This is a genomic window from Pirellulales bacterium (genome assembly GCA_036499395.1).
In the GTDB taxonomy this organism is placed as follows: Bacteria; Planctomycetota; Planctomycetia; order Pirellulales; family JACPPG01; genus JACPPG01.
On record DASYDW010000017.1, the window covers coordinates 1 to 18896 of the forward strand.

At 63.2% G+C, this 18896-nt stretch carries 11 protein-coding genes; 6 read left to right on the forward strand and 5 right to left on the reverse strand.

The window, feature by feature from the left end; genetic code table 11:
• The 3 genes from VGN12_02950 to VGN12_02960 all read left to right on the forward strand — a co-directional run.
• Window positions 1–273: transposase (locus VGN12_02950; protein HEY4308388.1), on the forward strand; the 273-nt coding region annotated here is incomplete at its 5' end.
• A 242-nt stretch (window positions 274–515) separates the two neighbouring features.
• Window positions 516–1187 carry a sigma-70 family RNA polymerase sigma factor gene (locus VGN12_02955; GenBank protein ID HEY4308389.1) on the forward strand — a complete coding sequence of 224 codons (672 nt, stop codon included), beginning with the start codon at window positions 516–518 and terminating at the stop codon, window positions 1185–1187.
• Complete coding sequence (locus tag VGN12_02960) at window positions 1168–4422, forward strand: serine/threonine-protein kinase (GenBank protein HEY4308390.1); 3255 nt, start codon at window positions 1168–1170, stop codon at window positions 4420–4422. The genes VGN12_02955 and VGN12_02960 overlap by 20 nt, the downstream gene beginning before the upstream one ends.
• Window positions 4423–4477: 55 nt before the next feature.
• Here the strand turns inward: VGN12_02960 and VGN12_02965 are convergent, their stop codons facing one another.
• From VGN12_02965 to VGN12_02980, 4 genes are all read right to left on the reverse strand, one after another.
• Window positions 4478–5461, reverse strand: coding sequence for an aldo/keto reductase (locus tag VGN12_02965; GenBank protein ID HEY4308391.1), 984 nt, complete (start codon window positions 5459–5461; stop codon window positions 4478–4480).
• A gap of 34 nt (window positions 5462–5495) precedes the next feature.
• A complete protein-coding gene (locus VGN12_02970; protein ID HEY4308392.1) occupies window positions 5496–6725 on the reverse strand; it encodes a class I SAM-dependent rRNA methyltransferase in 1230 nt (409 codons plus the stop codon).
• Window positions 6726–6740: 15 nt separating this feature from the next.
• Entirely contained in the window at window positions 6741–7727 is a 987-nt protein-coding gene (locus VGN12_02975; protein HEY4308393.1) for an alpha/beta fold hydrolase, read from the reverse strand.
• A gap of 155 nt (window positions 7728–7882) precedes the next feature.
• The gene (locus VGN12_02980; protein ID HEY4308394.1) at window positions 7883–8161 is read right to left on the reverse strand and encodes a hypothetical protein; all 279 of its coding nucleotides are present in this window, start codon (window positions 8159–8161) and stop codon (window positions 7883–7885) included.
• Window positions 8162–8678: 517 nt separating this feature from the next.
• On the opposite strand from VGN12_02980, the gene VGN12_02985 reads away from it, so the two are divergent.
• Window positions 8679–8984, forward strand: coding sequence for a hypothetical protein (locus tag VGN12_02985; protein ID HEY4308395.1), 306 nt, complete (start codon window positions 8679–8681; stop codon window positions 8982–8984).
• Between the two features lie 54 nt (window positions 8985–9038).
• On the opposite strand, the gene VGN12_02990 is transcribed toward VGN12_02985, so the two are convergent.
• Window positions 9039–10361 (reverse strand): PQQ-binding-like beta-propeller repeat protein, encoded by a 1323-nt coding sequence (locus VGN12_02990; protein HEY4308396.1) that lies wholly within the window; start codon window positions 10359–10361, stop codon window positions 9039–9041.
• A 491-nt stretch (window positions 10362–10852) separates the two neighbouring features.
• Between VGN12_02990 and VGN12_02995 the strand changes: the two genes are divergently transcribed.
• Both VGN12_02995 and VGN12_03000 read left to right on the forward strand, forming a co-directional pair.
• On the forward strand, window positions 10853–14662 hold the full coding sequence (locus VGN12_02995) for a dockerin type I domain-containing protein (protein HEY4308397.1): 3810 nt from the start codon (window positions 10853–10855) through the stop codon (window positions 14660–14662).
• A gap of 212 nt (window positions 14663–14874) precedes the next feature.
• Window positions 14875–18816 (forward strand): hypothetical protein, encoded by a 3942-nt coding sequence (locus tag VGN12_03000; protein ID HEY4308398.1) that lies wholly within the window; start codon window positions 14875–14877, stop codon window positions 18814–18816.
• Window positions 18817–18896 lie beyond the last annotated feature (80 nt).

The window sequence follows — 18896 nt, forward strand, 5'->3', positions numbered from 1 at the left end:
ATCGCCGATCGCGCCTATGACAGTGACAAGCTGAGAAGCAACCTGCTGGCTAAGGGCTGGGACCTGGTCTGCCCTCATCGCCGAGGTCGTACGAAACCGAACACGCAAGACGGCCGAAAACTGCGACGATATCGTCGCCGCTGGAAGATCGAACGCACCATCGCCTGGCTGCACAACTTCCGCAGACTCGTCGTCCGCTACGAATACTACAGCAACGTCTACCAAGCCTTTATCCTCTTAGCCTGCATCACTATCTGTCTACGTAGGTTTTGAAACCGGCTCTAAGCAAGCGCTGCCAGGCGATGGATGTCCTGCGGTAACTCCCATGTCCCAGATGGAGAATGTGGCGACGCACGACCTCATGGGTGGTTAACACTTCTTCATATATCGCTAAATATGCATATTTAATGATTTCGGGAACGTTATAAAGTGTTACGTTGACACCAGACGGCCTTTCAGCGATCCTAAAATCGCTCTCCGCGTCGGCTGATCGGGGCAGGTCAGCCGATTGCGTCATGTCGGAGCATGACGTCGGAGGATTGTCGAGGGGGCTCGCGATGAACGCCGGTTTTTCCGTGGCGGTAGAGTCCTGCGAAAGTTTAGACGCACTGGTCGTTGCGGCGCAAGCCGGCTGCGAGAAGGCGCTGGACTTGCTGATCGAAGCGCTGTCCGCATCGCTGTGGGATGAGTTTCGCGCGCAGCGAAATGGGTTTGCCGTGAGTGCTTCACGCGGCCGGTCCGATTTAATTCAAGACACACTGGTCACGGCGCGCGAGCATTTCGGCCGTTTCGATCGATTGTCGTTCACGGCCTTTCGCCGCTGGGCGCGAACGATTTTGCGCAATCGGCGGCTGGAATGCGCACGAAATCATCGCTGCCGAAACAACCGTCCGCTATACGAAAAGTTATGGCGAAATATTTGCCAGCGTGTGGAAGCGGCGCCCCATCGGGCAACGCCGGACGACGCGCTGGAATGGAAACAAAACGTTGCGCGCATCGCCGAGCTGTACGAATTGCTACGCGTCGACGAGCGATTCATCATCAAGCTGCGGCTCTTCAAAACCCTTTCCTATCCCCAGATCGCGGCGTTGACCGGCTTTGCGCCCGACGCGATCCGCAAGTCGTACGACCGGGCAATTGCGCGGCTTGGCGACCGATTCTTTGCCGATGGTAAGCCGACAGCCTGACGACTCATCTCCGGACGAAGGGGACGCGGCCGAGGCGCTGCGCTTGTTGATCTGGCTGAGCCAATTGGCGCGCGACGTCCACCGGCGCGATGCGGTCGCGTGTGGGTTGCCTGAATTGCTCGATCCTCCGCGCACGATCGGCCGTTACCGGCTCGAGGCGTTGCTGGGAACGGGGGGCTTTGGCGCCGTGTTCCGCGCGTTCGACACGCATTTGACCAGGGTGGTGGCGCTGAAGCTCGCGTGGCCCAGCGTGCTGATGGACCCCGAGGCCAGCCGACGCTTCGTCGACGAGCCGCGGACAATGGCTTCGCTGCATCATCCAGGCATCGTCGAAATTTACGATTCAGGCGACTTCGATGTTGGTTGCTATATCGCGTTGGAACTGATCCACGGTCCGACCCTCGCGCAGTGGCTGCACGGGCATGGCCGCGCACCGTGCCGGCTGGCCGCGGGCATCATGAGTCGCGTTGCCAAAAGCGTACAGGCCGCGCACGCGCACGGCGTGCTGCACCGCGATCTGAAACCGAGCAATATCCTCCTGCGGCCGCGCGATGGCGAGCCGGAATTCGGCTACGAGCCGGTGGTGACCGACTTTGGCCTGGCGGCCCGGACAAGAGGGGCCGAGGCTTCGTTCGTCACTCACACAGGCACCGCGTTCGGCACCGAGTTCTACATGTCGCCCGAGCAAGCGGCCGGCAAGATGGAAGACGTCAAAGAACCCTCGGACGTTTTTTCGCTGGGCGTAATTCTTTATGAGCTGATCACCGGGCGGCGGCCGTTCGAAGGCGAGACCGCGGACCAGACGCGCCAGATGATTGTGAACAACGAGCCGAGAGCGATACGCAGTATTCGACCTGACGTGCCGAGTGACTTGGAAACGATTGTTCTCAAGTGCCTGGAGAAATCGCTGGGCGACCGCTATGGGTCGGCGCAGGCGCTCGCGGCCGACCTGGACCGATTCCTCGGCAACGAGCCGATCGAAGCGTCGCGGGCTTCGCTGCTTCGCCACGGCGTTAAGTACGCGCAGCGAAAACCGCAGACCGTGGCGCTGTTGCTTTCGACGGTTTTGGGGAGCCTGGCGCTGGCCGCGATCGTTGTCGCCTGGACATTGGATCGCGTCGAGGCTGGCAAGCGGTTGGCCGCCAGCGAAGCCGCCGCGGCCGTGGCTGAAACAATGGAGCGCGAGCATGAGTACGCCGCGAATATCCAACAAGCGGCCGCCGCATTGCACCGCTCGGGACGGCGCGAAGTGATGGCGTTGTTGGACGAATGCCAGACGATTGCACGCCCACCGCTGCGCTGCGGCGTGGAGTGGGACTTCCTGCGTACCGAGGCGGATCGCGCCGACGTGACCCGGCACGCCCACCCGACGGGTGTGCATTCGGTGCGCTTCTCGCCCGCCGGTGACATGGTGGCGTCGGGGGGCAAAGATGGCCGTGTTTGCTTGTGGGAGACAGAAGGTTGGGCCAAGAAAAGTGAACTACGCTTCGCGGACAATGACGAAGTCTCGGCGCTGGAATTCTCAGCCGATGGTTCGCTGCTGGCCGTGGCGGGTGAAACGGGGCGACTGGCCGTTTACCAATTATCGGACGCGAGCGTTGTTTTCGACAAGCCTCTCAACGAGGGGCGCATCTTTGCTTTGGCATGGATCGGGACCGGTCATGAAATCGCGCTCGGGGGTGACACAGGCGTGCTATCGATTGTCGACATCGACACCGGAGCCTGCCGCCGCCAACCGCTCTTGCCATCCGAGACGGGACTCCAGGCGGCCCCTGGCCATCCGGTCGAGATCGTTGAACTGACGTATGTCGCGGCCGATCAAAAGCTGGCGGTGTTTCTCGATCCTCCCTCGACCTTCCTGGTTGACCCTGCCACGCTCGACGAACAGCGGCTGTGGAACGATGGTCAAACGTCGATTCGCAATCGCTGCTACGTACCGATGGGACAGGGGTATGTGGCGTCGATCGATACGCAAGAAGGATTGCGGTTGCGTAACGTCTCGGATGGGTCGCTGGCCGGTTCCGGTCATCTTCCCGCCGGAGTCCGCTCGCTGCGTTATTCGCCGACCGGCGCGCTTTTGGCTACAGGCCGAGACGGCGCGGTGTACGTGTACCGGGTCGACGATCTGCTGCAGGCCCGGCCCAATAAAATTCGGAGGCTGCTGGGACACGTGGGGCAGACGGTCGACGTGGACACATCACCGGATGGTCGATGGCTCTGTTCCGGAGGCGTCGATGGAGATATCAAGATCTGGCGAGCGCCGCTGGATTACGATTTTTGCGATGCGCCGCTGGCCGCCGAGCCGGTTTTGACGAGGTTCTCGCCGTGTGGACGCTGGCTGGCCGTCGTCCAGGCGCTGGACGAGACGACCGGGCGATTGGACTTGGTCGATGCGCACACGGGACATTTACGATGGCGTAAGGAAATCACGCTCATCGAAGAAATCGAGGCCCTCACGGATCCCGCCTACTATTGCGCATTCGACCCGAACGGCAACGAATTCGCGGTTTTCGAGAATGGCCACACGGTCCGTCTGTTCTCGACCAGCGACGGCCAGAAGCAACGCGTTATATCCGACAATTTCGGCAATCGCGTCGCGGCCTTGCAGTTCTCGGCCGACGGCCAGTGGCTGATTCTGCGCCGCGCTTACGATAACGCGCTGGTACTGGATCCACAGTCCGGAAAGGTCGTCCAGGAGGTCACGGTAGGGCATCTAGCTGTTCTGCACACCTGGGCCGGTGATCTCTGGTTCGAACTGACCCCCGAGCGCCGACCATTGCTACATGGACTGCACGGTGAGCCCCCGGTCCTCGTGCTCGATCAATTGCCCGAGCGCGTCAGGGTCATTACCGCATCGCCGGATGGTCGCTACCTGGCGATGGCCGGAGCGGAGTCGATCGTTTACCTGGCCGATTTACGCAATCCCGGGCCGCTGGCGAAGCTCGTCGGGCACGAGGGGGCCGCCAGCGAATGTTGCTTTTCGTCCGATTCACGCACCTTGATCAGCCTTGGAGATGACGGCACCGTGCGGTTCTGGCATATTCCGACGCGCTCTGAACTTTTGAAGATCGGCTCGCCCGACATGCGCGCGTTGACGATGGGCTTTCACCCGTCCGGCAAACTGTTAGTCGTGGGGGTCGAGCATGAAGGACGCTATGGCCTGCAAATCTTTCGACTCGACGCCGAGCGCAGCTTGCTCAAGGATTTCGACCCCGCGTCACTCGACGCCGGATGAATCGCCGGTTTTGTCGAGTCGACGGGAATCGGGGATACTTAAGGAGGAACGATACTTACGAGTGCCCCAGCACGGGATGCGGCTGGTAAGGCTCGGCGAGTGCTTTCAATTCTTCAGCGTCGAGCTTTACGCCCAGCGCCGCCACGGCGTCTTCGAGGTGCTGCATTTTGCTGGCGCCGATGATCGGCGCCGTGACGCCCGGCTGGGCGAGCAACCAGGCCAGCGCAACTTGCGCATTAGGAATTCCGCGCCGGGCCGCGATCTCGCTTACCCGCTCGACTACCTGGAAATCAGAAGGGCGATAATACAGCTTGTGGCCGTAATCGTCGGTTTTGGCACGTAATGTTTCGCCGTAATCTTCCGGGCGACGATTTCCGGTCAGAAAGCCGCGCGCGAGTGGGCTCCAGGGAATGACGCCGATCCCCTCTTCACGGCAGAGCGGCAGCATTTCGCGCTCTTCCTCGCGGTAAATCAAATTGTAATGGTTCTGCATCGCGACAAACCGCGTCAGGCCAAGCTGTCGCGCGATGTACAGCATCTTGGCAAACTGCCAGGCGAACATCGATGAAGCGCCGACGTACAGCGCTTTGCCCGCCTTGACGACGTCATCCAGCGCACGGAGCGTCTCTTCGATCGGCGCCTCGTAATCGAAGCGGTGAATTTGATAAAGGTCGACGTGATCCCGTCCCAGACGACGCAAGCTGGCGTCGATCGAATGCATGATATGCTTACGTGAGAGTCCGCGATCGTTCGGAGCGTCGCTCATGGCATTGAAGACTTTGGTCGCCACGACGACTTTGTCGCGCGCCGGTCCGAAATCGCGCAGGGCACGGCCCAGGATCTCTTCGCTCACGCCCAGCGAGTACATATCGGCGGTGTCGAAGAAGTTGATTCCCAGCTCGAGGGCGCGGCGAATGAAGGGGCGCCCTTCCTCTTCCTCGAGCACCCACGGCCGCCAGCTTTTCGCGCCGTAGGTCATCGTCCCCAGGCACAACCGCGAGACGGTCAGCCCGCTCGTGCCGAGTCGTGTGAATTCCATGACGAAAAATCCTGCGAAAGTTCGCCGTCGTGATCTACAGCACGCGACAGATGAAGCACTTCAAGTATTCGCTTTCCAGGCAGGTGGCGCTGATGGGATGGTCGGGCGCGGCGCCGCGCTGGTCGAGGACCTGGATCTCGCGCCCCAACTGCTGCGCGACACCGGCCAGCATGTGCAAGAAGTCTTCGCGCATAACATTGCCCGAGCAACTGCACGTGACCAGGATTCCGCCCGGGGGCAACAGCGAAGCGGCCAGCCGGTTGATGCGATGATAGGCTCGCAGTGCGTCGTCGAGCGATTTGCGCGTGCGGGTGAATTTCGGCGGGTCGAGAATGACCATATCGAAGCGTTCGCGCCGACTGACCAGGGCATCGAGCGCATCGAACCCGTCGGAAACCTCGAAACGGACGCTGGCGAGCGAGTTCAACTCGGCGCCTGCCCGGGCGAGGGCGACGGCCTTTTCGCTCGAATCGATGCCGATGACTTCGGAGGCGCCGCCGAGCTTCGACGCGGCGAGGCTGAATCCGCCGGTGTAGCAGAATAGGTCGAGCACCCGCGCGCCGCGCGCGTATGCCGCGGCCGCTTTACGATTCTCGCGCTGATCGAGATAAAAGCCAGTCTTTTGGCCCAACCCCAGCTCGACGCCGTAGCGGATGCCATGTTCGGCGATGAACGTCGCGCCGTCGGGTAACTCGCCCCAGGTGCGCTCCTCGTCGACGGTCAGCCCTTCGAGCCGTGCCAGCGATCGATCGGCGCGGACCACGATGCCGCGCGCGCCCGAGGCCTCGGCCAGGATCGGCAACAGCTCGTCGATCCGTTTCTGCATGGCGAGCGCCGTCGCTTGAGCAACGAGGTAGGGGCCATATCGATCGACGACCAGCCCGCTCAGCCCGTCCGCTTCGCTGTAGATCAGCCGCGCGGCGCCGTTCTTATCGTCATAGCCCAGCCGGCGGCGATGCTCGACGGCGCGCTCGATGCGCGTTTGCCAGAAACTGGCGTCCAACCGATCTGCCGGTGACCAGGAATAGAGCCGGACGCGAATGCGGCTTTGCGAGTTGTACAAACCTCGGGCGACGAATTTGCCGTTGTCGGCCAACAGATCGACGACCGCGCCGTCGGCGGGTTGCCCTTCGACATGATCGACGGCCGAGTCGAGAACCCACGGATGGCGACCGAAAAATGGTCGTGCCTTGCGCGGTTTCAGAATGACTTGCGCTTCGGCCACTCCGGATGGGTCGGGGGTCGTGGAAAGTTCGCTATCCATATGATTTACCTGAATTTACTTGTTGGCGCCTTTGAGATGTTCGTCGTACCAGGCGAGCGCTTCTTGTTGCGCTTGCTTCTTTGCCTGCGTGTAGACGCCGTAATGCGTGATATTGGGAATCGTGACCAGTTTTTTCGGCCCAGTGGCCCGCTCGTAAGCCTTCAGCCCATGGTCCCGATTGTCGAAGAGTTCTTCTTTTTCGGCCAGTATGAACAGCATAGCGCAGTGCGGCGCCCGGGCGGCGTCCTCAACCGCGGCATATTGCATCAGCTTCTCTCGGATCGGCGCGCCGCGCAAATTGCCAACAACGCGCGCGCCGGGGGGCGGATAACCAAGCTCGCCGTGGGTGCGGGCCGAAGCTTCGCTGAATGTCTTAGCCGCTTCGTCCCCTAACAGCACAAAGCGCGAGTCGAAGGCCGGCACCTGGCTCACGGTGGCTTTGATGCGCGGATCGCGCGCGGCGACATAGACGACGTGGCCACCCGAATAGCTGCTTCCCCACAGGCCGAGGCGTTCGCGATCGCATTGCGGCTCGCCATAGATCCAACTGACGGCATTCGCCAGGTCCGTGGTCTGATCGATTGGATCAACGACCTCGCGAACTTCCTGCACTTCGGCCTTAAAGCGGAGGTCTTTGTTACGCGCGGGCGCGGGGCCGGTGAGGATTACGCGCGAATCGCTGGTCCCCCAGCCCCGATAGTCGAACGTCAGCACCAGGTAGCCTGCGCGAGCGAAGACCACGGCATCGCCGCGCAACTGCGCCGCCACTCCACCCCACCCGTGAGAAAGAACGATCGTGGGCAGCTTTTCTGTCGCCGGTGCTTTCGGTGCGAAAAGTTCCGCGGCCATGCGCGTGCCTTCGCTATAGATCGTGGCCGTGCGAAACGTGATGTCGTCCGGCGGCGAGAACTTTGTCCCGCTGTCCTGCGCAGCGGCAACCTGCACGAAGAGCGCGAACAGTAAGACGACTTGGCACAATAAATGACGATGAAGCCCCGGCATAGCGCACCTCGGCGATCGAACGAACGAGAAAAGGACAAACGAAATCGCGAGCGGCTATTGCAACTGCTTTCGCGAGCAGCAGCGGCGACACCCATAACAGACGACACGCCGCCTGTCTGACGAAATTCAAAAACTGCCTGCTGCCCTCTGCCGACTTATTTGGGCACGCCGAAGAAGCGGAAGCGAATGTGCTCGGCCAGAACGCGGCGGTATTCCTCGATGTCGACGTCGCGCTCGCTACAGACTAGGAACAGGTTGCCGTCGTCGCGGAAGTTGTCGTCCCAGGCCATCACTTCGTCATCGGTCCACAGTTGGTCGTACTCGCGCAACCGGTCGTCCGACATGCGGCTGAAATAGCTCCGCAAGTTGACGTCGGTCTCGTCCATTGCCATGCCGGCCGGCAGAACTTCGTAATTGATGTCTTTATCGGTCATGGAAACCTCGCTGAAACGTGGCAATGGACGATGCGTGGGTGATGTGATGACTGGCCCAGGGGCCTGCGGCCAGGCGCTGCATTCTACTCTGCCCGGGGACCGCACAATAGCGACCGTGGAATTGGTCGTGGGTCGGCTTAGTTACGAGGCATTCTGATGGACTGCCCGCCTCCTTGAGCGGCGTTTTAGGTCACTCCTCCAACCGGGTATTATGGGGTGATGAACGCGATACTGGCCCTCGCCATTTTCATTGTCCTGGTGGGCGTTCCTGCAGCTCTATTCTGGGTTTGCAAACGTGTTCCCAGCCCCTATCGGTGGGCACTGTTTGCTTTATTACTGACTCTTCGGTGGGGGATCTCGATCTTGCCGGCCGTATTGGAACTGCCAGATCTGATTGGGAGGATCGAGCAGAACAGCGCTGAACTTTTGGAAGGACATACCAGCGCGGCGCTGCCCGATTAGACCGATCCACGACCAGTTTTATGGCGGGTTCTCTCTTGTGTGGCATGAGGAAGCAATGAACCAAAAATCCATCTATTCCTGCAATTCGATTCTGAGTGACGGTGAACAGTTTTTTGAATGGGAATTGATGATTTCTGCCGTGAGCTGTGCTGAAGCAGCGGCGATTGCAGAACGCCACGTGACAGACCGTCGACCCGGCGCAGTGATTATTGAAATGGACCTCCAGCGACAGAGAATCGCGGAACATTACGATCCGGCCATCCGGTTCGAACAAGAACCTTTCGAGGTACGCAAAGTTATGGCTGACCCAAAACCGTTTTTTCTGCGGTGGCTTGATGCACTTCGCGGAGAGGCGCACTAACTGCTTTCAGACCCTTCGACACTGCTCCGTTGCTGAAAGATTCTTCCAGTCGTACTATTCCGCCCCTTCGGCCGTCTTGCCCCCGACGCAGTACAGCGCCTTGGTCGAGCGGATCAGTAGCTTTCCCTGGCAGGGAACGATCGCGGCGCGGAACAACTCGTCCCCTTCGGATGTCAGTTTGCTCTTGGCAACCGTCTTGATCGAGTCGCCCGCTTCGACGACCACGGTTTCGCCGGCGTCGTTCTGGAAGTAGGCGTGCCCTTCGGCCACCAGCGGTGTCGACGAATAGTTCGCCGCCAGGCGTTCCTTCCACAGTTCCTGCCCTGTTTGGCAGTCGTAGCAAAACAGGATGCCTGGCATGCTGATGGCCAGCATGTAGTTGCCGATCACAACGGGGGAAGGCAGGTCGCGGCCGCCGCGGCGCGGCGTGTGCCAGACGCGATGCGTTTCAGTTACATTGCCGTCGCCGCCGGGACGGACGGAATAGACGTCCCCGGCCAGGCCATTCACGACGTACAAATTGCCGTGCGCAAAGGCCGGCACCGGCTCGCCGCGGCCAGCAAACCCTTTGCAGAACCACAGTTCACGGCCCGTGGCGGGATCGTAACCGCGGACCCCCTTCTCGCCATTGAGCACGAGCTCGTCGCGCCCAGCCGTGTGAATCAACAGGGGTGTGCTCCAGCCGCGCACCGCTTCGCGCGGCGTGTTCCAAATGGTTTCGCCAGTGCGCGAATCGAAGGCCGCGATCGATGACTCTTTCGACTCGCTGTCACAGTTCTGTATGACTGTGTCGCCGTAAAACACGGGGCTAGCGGCCGTGCCCCAGGGGCCGTCGAACTGTCCCAAGTCGCGCGACCAGAGATGCTTTCCATCGAGCGAATAGCCGTGCAGGCCGCCGCGGCCGAAAAAGGCGATAACCACTTTGCCATTCGTGGCGCACGTGGCCGAGGCCCAGCCATTCATGCGGTGCGTTTCTTCCGGCTCGCCGGTCCAGGCCGTCTGCTCCCAAAGGATCTGGCCATCACGCCGATCAAGCGCCATGACGACCCGGCGATGTCCGTCCTCGGGCGCGGTGGTGAGAAAAATCTGGTCGCCCCAGATGGCCGGGCTCGACTGCCCCTCGCCTACGAGGGGCGTCTTCCAGATGATGTCGTCATCGCTCCAATTCAGGGGCAGTCCGGTTTCGGAAGTGTGATGGGTGCCTGTGGGACCGCCCCAGCCGGGCCAATTTGTTTCGCCGAATGCGGTCCGAACGCTGCCGAACATGACAATCGCGGTGATCAACCAGAGGGCGATCCGGCATGCACTTGCCTGGCCCCGCAGATCGGGACAAGCAGCCAACAGGGAGTTCGAGCTGCGAAGCATTCTCGATCGCATGCGAGAGTCTCCAAGAACGAAGGGGCGGCGGGTCAATTCCGTGGCGGGCGTGGGATGAAATTGCCGTTTGCGAGTTTCGCGACACGCTGCCGGGCGGGTTAAATTTCGCGGCGGGATAATACGGGGAAGCGGTGCGGCTGATTCTACCACGCACCTGGGCAGCATGCCTGCTAGCGGCGACGGCATTAAGCATTTGTAGTCATTGAGCTCCATCGGCACGGAAGGCAGCGCAGGCGACCTGGAATCGACCCTGCCTTAGAGCACTTGATTCGAACGTGACCGGCGTCTCGCTCATTTTTCTTGGCGCGATGTGATTTCCCACCTAGGATCGGACCGGGCGGCGATGGCATGCCGCCGATCCTTGACGACTGCGAGAAGGAAGCTGAGATGGCCAGGCGAGGCATTTGTTTCACGGGGGCCGCGAAACATTACTCTGCGATTGTCGAATTATGCCCTGGGCTCGTGAAAACCAATCGGCTTCGCGTCGTCCTTTGCCCCGTCGAGTAGCGCTACGTAAACTGTGCGTCGAACCGCTCGAGAGTCGACGTCTGCTCGCGGTCTTCAACGTGACGCCGGGCGTCGCCGATGGCGCGGCCGGCAGTCTTCGCGCGGCGCTTGTGCAGGCTGACGCCAACGCCGATACCTCGAACACGATCAACCTGGCGGCCGGCACCTACGCGCTCACCGACAGCGCGGACGGCAACCTGCTGATTCAAAACGCCGGGTCGGCGACGAAAACGTTTATCCTGGCCGGGGCCGGGCAATCGACCACGATCATCAGCGGTGGCGATTCGTGGAATGATCGCATCTTGCAGATTATCAGTGCGCCAACGGCGGGCGTCGCCGTGACGCTCAAGAATCTGACGGTCCAAGGAGGGAATGCCTTTACCGCAGGCGCCGTGGCCGGCACGGCGGCGCTGGGGGGCGGGCTACTCGTTGATGGCGGACAGGTCACCCTTAGCCATGTCAGCCTGAATAGCAATCACGCCTGGGGTACGACCGGCGCGGTGGGGGGCGCAGGCGGGATTGGCGCGGTAGGGAATGTCGGCGGTGCCGGAGGACGCGCCAGCGGCGGCGCGCTCTATCTCGCGGCAGGATCGTTGAGCATCCTGCACAGCAGCTTTAACAACAACTATGCCTTCGGCGGCGTCGGAGGTGTCGGCGGCGCTGGAGGCAACGCGGCAAATACCTCGTCGCCTCACGGAGCGCATGGCGCCACGGGCGGCGCCGGTGCAGCAGGTACTACTCCCGCCACGCCCGGCGCTAAAGGGGGCGCAGGAGGCGTCGGCGGCGCGGGGCACGTCGGCGGCAACGGCTCGAATGCCAATGCCCATGCGGGGCGCGGCGGCAACGGTGGCCAAGGGGGCGATGGTTCCGGGGGCGCGATCTATGTTGCCGCCGGACAGCTCACGTTGAGTGATACAACGCTTTTGAGCAACTCAGCCTACGGTGGAACCGGCGGGGCCGCAGGCGTGGGGGGCGCCGGGCGCGCGCTCATCGGTGGCTTCGGCGGCACTGGTGGCGCGGGAGGTATCGGCGGCGTCGGCGGACGCGGTGGACCAGCAATCGGCGGCGGCGTCGCACTGCACGGCGGCGGTGGCGGCGGAGACGGCGGCGCTGGCGGCGCGGGAGCGAACGGTGCTATCGGCGGCAATGGAGCCGTGGGCGCCGATGGTGGAGTCGGAGGCGCTGGGGGCAATGGATACGGCGGAGCCCTGTTCGTGGCGTCGGGCACCGTCGTTGCGCAGACCGCGACGTTGACCACGAATCAAGCGGTCGGTGGCGCCGGCGGCCGGGGCGGGGATGCCGGTCGCGGCGGCAACGGCGGTGATGGCGGCGCCGGAGGCAATGGTGGCCGGGGCGGTTCTGGCGGTCGTGGCGGCGGAGATCTCGGTACGAATGTCGGGAGCGGTGGACTAGGGCACGCCGGCGCAGCCGCAGGGCTTGGTGCCGCCGCAGGCATCGGAGGCAAGGGCGGTGTCGGCGGTGCAGGAGGCAATGGCGGCACCGGCGCTGGTGCGGGTGTGTATCTGTCGGCTGGATCGCTCTCCGTCTCGAGTTCGACTGTCAGTTCGAATGCTGCTTATGGCGGCAACGCCGGTGTCGGGGGCAATGGCGGAACCGGCGGTGCAGGAGGGAGTGGCGGAATCGGTGGAGATGGCGGCGGAGGCGGGCGTGGTGGCGCGGGCGCAAATAATGCCGTCGGCGTTGTGGGCGGCGTTGGAGGCAAAGGCGGCGCTGGTGCGGTGGGCGCTAACGGCGCGGCAGGCGCGCGTGGCGGCAACGCCGGAGTTGGTGGCGTTGGCGGGAACGGCGGTGACGCGTTCGGCGGTGGCATATCACTCAATGGAGGTAGCGCGACGCTGACGGCCGTATTGATGTCGAGCAATGCCGCGTACGGCGCGACCGGCTCGCCCGGCGGCGAAGGAGGCTTTGGCGGTGGCGGCGGCGCCGGAGGCCAAGGCGGACAAGGGGGCGCGGGCGGCGATGGTGGTTCCGCCGGCGCGAACGCCCAACTGCAATTGTTGCCCACCGGCGGCGATGCCGGCGCCGGGGGCAAAGGTGGGAATGGCGGTGCGGGAGGCGCAGGGGGAAATGGTGGAGTTGGCGGAAACGGCGGCGGCGGCGGGGACGCCGAAGGGGGCAGCCTGTTCCTCAATGGCGCGAGTCTCAGGCTCGGCGCGGGGACGACTTACCCCGGTACCGTCCTCGCTGGCGGAGGTGCGAGTGGCGGCAACGTCGGGCTGGCCGGAGCTGGCGGATTGGGCGGCAGCGCGGGTCCAGGGGGCGCTGGCGGACATGGCGGCGCAGGACTCACACATGTTGGCGCGAATGGCGCAGGGGGCGCGAGTGGCGGAGCAGGCGTCGCCGGTGGTAATGGCACCAGCGGCGGCTTTGGTCAATTCGGACCCATCGGCGTTGCGAAGGGAAGCGGCATTTACGTTGCGAGTGGCACCGTGACCACGGCCATGCCGGCGACGCACACGGCCGTGGTCGTTCAACCGCCGACGAGCGTGGCGGTCGTGACGCCGTTCTCGATCGAGGTCGACGCCTTGGACGCAAACGGCGATGTCGATCCTACCTACAACGGTCTGATCACTGTGTCGCTTGGCAATAATCCAGGGGGCGGTGCGCTCGCCGGCACGCTTGCGCTTACTGCCGTGCATGGTGTGGCGACATTTACGAATCTCGAATTGTTCAAGCCGGGCACCGGTTACGCGCTGCATGTCGCCGGCGCGGGATTGACGACAACGACAAGCAGCGTGTTTAACGTAACGGGTGCGACGAACATCCCGCCCAAGGTGATTCAAGTCGTGGTTGGCGGCACCGGATGGACGAGCAGCTATCGCAACGCTCTGGTGCTTGCCGGCCAGGGAAGCGGTGTCGGCTACAACATGCCGAGCGGTCCGGCAGAATTGAACACGCTACCTTGGAGCGGCATCAACCAGATTCAGATTGCGTTTAGCGAAGGAGTCACTGTCACGCAAGCAAGCCTGACGCTGACGGGCTTGGGGGGAACGTATGCGACCAGTGGCTTCAGCTATAACGCGTCGACCTTTACGGCGACGTGGACCTTGGCGCAGCCGATCGGCGCCGACAAGTTAAATCTCGTTTTGCACTCCACGGGCGCAAGCGCCGTTAAGGATGCGGCCGGCAATGCGCTCGACGGCGAGTGGACCAGCGGCACCAGCACCTACCCCTCGGGGAATGGAACGGCCGGCGGCGATTTCAATTTCGCGTTCCGCACGCTGCCGGGAGATGCCAATCGAGATGGCATTATCAATGGCCAGGATCTGGCGCTGGTATCTTCGGGCTGGTTAAGCTCGAGCCTTACTGGCGACGTTAACGCCGACGGCATTATCAATGGGCAGGATCTGGCCCTGGTTTCATCGCAGTGGCTGGCAACTTTACCAGCGGGGGGTAGCCAAGCCACCGCAATGGCGCTGACGACGCAAACTAACTCCGTGATCGTCAGCGCCGCGGTGCCGCCGGCATTCTTGCTTGGACCCAGGGCGTCTATGGTCGGGGCGACTTCGGTCGATTTCGACAGAGTGGCGACGTCTATTTCCACCGTTGCTGCATTCGGAAACACGACTGCTAATGAAGTTCGTAACGAGCGATTACACAAGGGATTTAACAACGCTACCAATTGGTTGTCAGCGCTGACCCCCCCGAATGCGCCCGGGATCGGACGCAAATCCGTCATCGATTTCGGTTCTCTCGGTGAACTCGAAAGTCGCTGGATTGATGAGCCGCTGGTTGCCCAATTGGCATCCGCGCGACCTTACGGACGGCGCTAGTGCGCGTTCCGTGCGGCGCACGCAGACCAGTTCCGATGATGTGCATCTGCCAGCATCGGCGCGGGCAACTCCTTATTTCTTGCATTCGGTTCGGCTGCCACGTACTATCGCAGCACGAGTTGCGCCTGGCCGGCATCGCTGCCCCCGATTGCGTCGTCAGCCGCACACGCTCCTGAGTTGAGTTAGCTCTCCAGCCGCGAGTGCCCCTGTTCATGCCGCTTCCCCAGCGAATCCGCCGCTTCATCTCCCGCCGCTTGGACCGTCGACGTCACGATCGGTGCGACACGACTTCCCGCCTGCACTTCGAGCCGCTCGAAGCACGCCGTCTGCTCGCCGTGTTCAATGCCAGCGACGTCGCGGGTTTGCTTGCCGCGGTTAACGCGGCGAACACTAACGGCGATACATCCAACACGATCAACTTGGCCGCCGGGACGTACGCCCTTAGTTCCTCGAGCGGCGAACTGCTCGTCCAGGATCAGAACAGCGCGATCGCCGGCAAGACGCTGGCGATCGTCGGCGCTAGTCAATCGGCGACGACCATCGACGGTGCGAATGTCACGCGTGTCTTCGAAGTCGTAAGCGCCACGAACGCCTCGATTAGTGTGAGCATCGACCACCTGACGATCGCGCATGGGAACGCGACCAATGGCAGCCTTTTCGGCGGAAACGACGCCATCGGCGGCGGTCTGCTGGTCGACGGTGGCGCGGTTACGGTCAGCGACGTGGCCTTCAAAAGCGATCGGGCCAATGGCGTCAACGGATCATCGGGCGCTGCGGGATTCATCGGCGGCACGGGCGGCACAGGCCGCAACGCCAGCGGCGGCGCGATCTACCTGAACGCCGGTTCGTTGAACCTCATTAATTCGAGCGTCGTTAACGCCGCCGCTTACGCGGGGCTCGGTGGTAAAGGGGGGAACGGAGTTATCACGGGACCTTCGGCCGCCAATGGTTTGCCGGGTAACCCGGGACTGAACGGCTCAAACGGCGCGATCGCCGGCGGCAACGGTCAGCGCGGGCAGAACGGCCTGCCTGGCACGGCGGGCAAGAACGGTACGCGCGGCTCGAACGCCTTTGCGAACGCCGGCCGTGGAGGTCTTGGCGGCGATGGTGGCGATGCCAAGGGGGGCGCCGTCTTTGTCGCCGGTGGTCAACTCGTCATACAGAACACGACGTTTCAAGCCGACGCCGTATTCGGCGGTAATGGCGGCGCCGGAGGTGCGGGCGGTAAGGGAACCAAACTTGACGGCGGTGACGGCGGCGCCGGAGGACTCGGCGGTCGCGGCGGTAACGGCGGCCGTGGCGGACCGAATATCGGCGCAAACGCGGCCGGCAACGGCGGCAGCGGGGCAGCAGGCGCCAACGGCGGCGCGGGAGCGATTGGTGGCGTCGGGGCCGTGGGAGGGAATGGCGGTTTCGGCGGCGACGGCGGCGGCGCTGCCGGCGGCGCGGTATACGTCGCCGGGGGCACCGTGACGATGCAAACCGGCGCGATTCAAGCGAACTACGCTTGGGGTGGTCGCGGCGGACCGGGCGGCGCTGGAGGTGGCGGCGGCTCTGGCGGCAATGGCGGCAACGGTGCGGCAGGCGGGCGCGGCGGCGCTGGCGGAGACGGCGGCGGCGTTGCTACGCACGGCGCAGCGGTAGGTGGTAACGGCGCTGCGGCCGGCAATGGCGGGGTCGGCGCCAATGGTGCGCGCGGTGCCTCGGCTGGCAATGGCGGCCTGGGAGGCAACGCGGGCACCGCAGCGGGCGGCGGTCTGTTTGTGGCAGGCGGAACCGTCACGATCACCAGTGTTGCGATCACGGCGAATCAGGCCGCCGGCGGCATCGGTGGCGTGGGCGGCGCTGGCGGAGCAGGCGGACATGGCGGCAACGGCGGCAACGGCGGCCGCGGTGGTTTCGGCGGATCGGGAGGAAGTGGCGGCCTGGTCTACAACAACCCGGCCCTGAATCAAAACGGTGGCCTCGGCGCCGCGGGCGGTCTCGGGCGACGTGGCGGCGCTGCTGGAGCAGGGGGCAACGGTGGCAATGGCGGCGCCGGCGGGGCGGGGAACAGCGCATTCGGGGCGGGTGTGGCGATCATTGCCGGTTCGCTGGAACTGGATGCCGTCGTGCTAGTGACGAATAGTGAATACGGTGGCGCTGGGGGACCGGCCGGCAATGGCGGCGCTGCAGGCGCCGCAGGTCATGGCGGCGCTGGCGGCGCGGGAGGATCGGGAGGGGCCGGCGGCGATGCCGGAACGACCCGGAACGGGAATTTGGTGGGGAGTGGCGGCGCCGGAGGTAATGGCGCCCTCGGCGGTAATGGCGGAAATGGTGCGGCAGGAGGCAACGGCGGATCGTCGGGCATCTCGGGCGCGGGAGGCAACGCGCTCGGAGGCAGCATCTTTGTCGGCGGCGGCAGCCTGCATTTGGGATTGGGTACCACATACGCAGGCAGCCAAGTTGCCGCGAGCGGCGGAGTGATCGGCGTCAAGGGAGCCGCAGGTTCAGGAGGCGCCGGGGGAAATGCCGGCGCCGGTGGACATGGCGGCATCGGAGGCATCGGCGGACGTGGTGTGCGGCCAGCTCAGGGCACGCGCGCGGCCAACGGAACTGACGCCATTGCCGGCGTGCCAGGTACGACGGGCGCTAATGGCGCTGCAGGAAACGTCGGGGTCATAGGCCCGGCGGGCATCGCGCAGGGGAGCGGCATCTATGTACAGAGCGGTACGGTAACGACCGACACCCCGGCCAATCACGTGGCCGTACTCACGCAACCGCCCGCAGGCATACACGCTGGTGTTCCGTTTACGCTGAAAGTCGAAGCCGAGAACAGCAACGGCAACACGGATCCGACTTACAACGGACCGCTGACTGTTTCGATTTCGACCAATCCCGGCGGAGGAGTCCTCGCAGGCACATTGACAGTGAACGCCGTTAACGGCGTAGCGCTGTTTAATAACCTTTTGATCTCCGCCGCTGGCGTCGGATATAAACTGAGCATCAGCGCCACCGGGCTGGCATCGGCGACGACCGCGGCGTTCAATGTCGCGCCCAGCGCAACTCAGGATGTGGCACCCACCGTCACGCATGTTTACGTGGCGGGTACGAGCTGGACAGGCAGCTTTCTCACTCAGTTGGCCGGTGTCGGCGAAGGAAGCGGAGCTGGGTACGCCATTCCCACTGGCGGGAAGCAATTGAATGCCCTGCCTTGGGGAAATGTCAACGAGATACTGGTCACCTTTAGTAAAGGGGTGATCGTTTCGCAGGCGAGTCTGAGCGTCGCCGGGCTGAGCGGAACGGTTCCCACGACGGGTTTCAGTTACGACCCTAATACGTTCACCGCGACCTGGACGCTGGCCAATCCGCTAGGCGCTAATCGTGTGAACTTAAACCTCTCATCGAGTGGCGCAAACGCCGTACAGGATATCGCCGGCAGTCCGCTAGACGGCGAGTGGACCAATGGTGTCACGGCCTTCCCCTCGGGCAATGGCACCGCGGGGGGTGATTTTAATTTTGCCATTCACGTTTTGCCAGCTGACGCCAACGGCGATGGCATCGTGAACGGGCAGGACCTGGCGCTCGCGTCGTCAGGATGGCTTACCGCGGGTCGTTCGGGCGATGTCAATGCCGACGGCATCGTCAACGGGCAAGATCTGGCGCTGATTTCGTCGCAGTGGCTGGCCACGCTGCCTGTCGGCGGACTGCAGGCGAATTCTCAGCAACAGATCGCGATTCCCACGGTGGATAGCAAAGTTGCCGCGCCTGCCGTGGGCGGAAGTGTCGTGACGCCTACCGTGGAACTTGGCGGAGTCGTGTCCGCCGCAACGGTGAAGGCCGCCGTGACCGCGTGGGGGCCTTTACAGCCGTCGGCGCCCTTTGGGGCGACTGGCGTGGCCAATCAATCGGCAATCATTGTTTCGACTTTAAGCGCCGTCTTAGGAACGGGCTCTTCGAAGTCTACGGGAGTCGTAGGTTCTGCCGGTCGGACAATTAGCACCGCAACAACGGTCACGCCAACCGAAGTGGCGACCAGGCTGGTTGATTTTGGCACGGTGAAGCTAGCCCGATTTGACCAAACGGCGTTTGACGTCGACGGTCTGACAGACGTTCACGCTTCGTTACTGGACGACGATTTGCTGGACGCACTGGCCGCCGCACGCCGCACGTAGTAGCCACGCGCTTCTATCCGACGTCGTTGCGCCGCCGCGCATCGTGCGATCAACACCCGGGCGATCGTCACGCGCTGAAC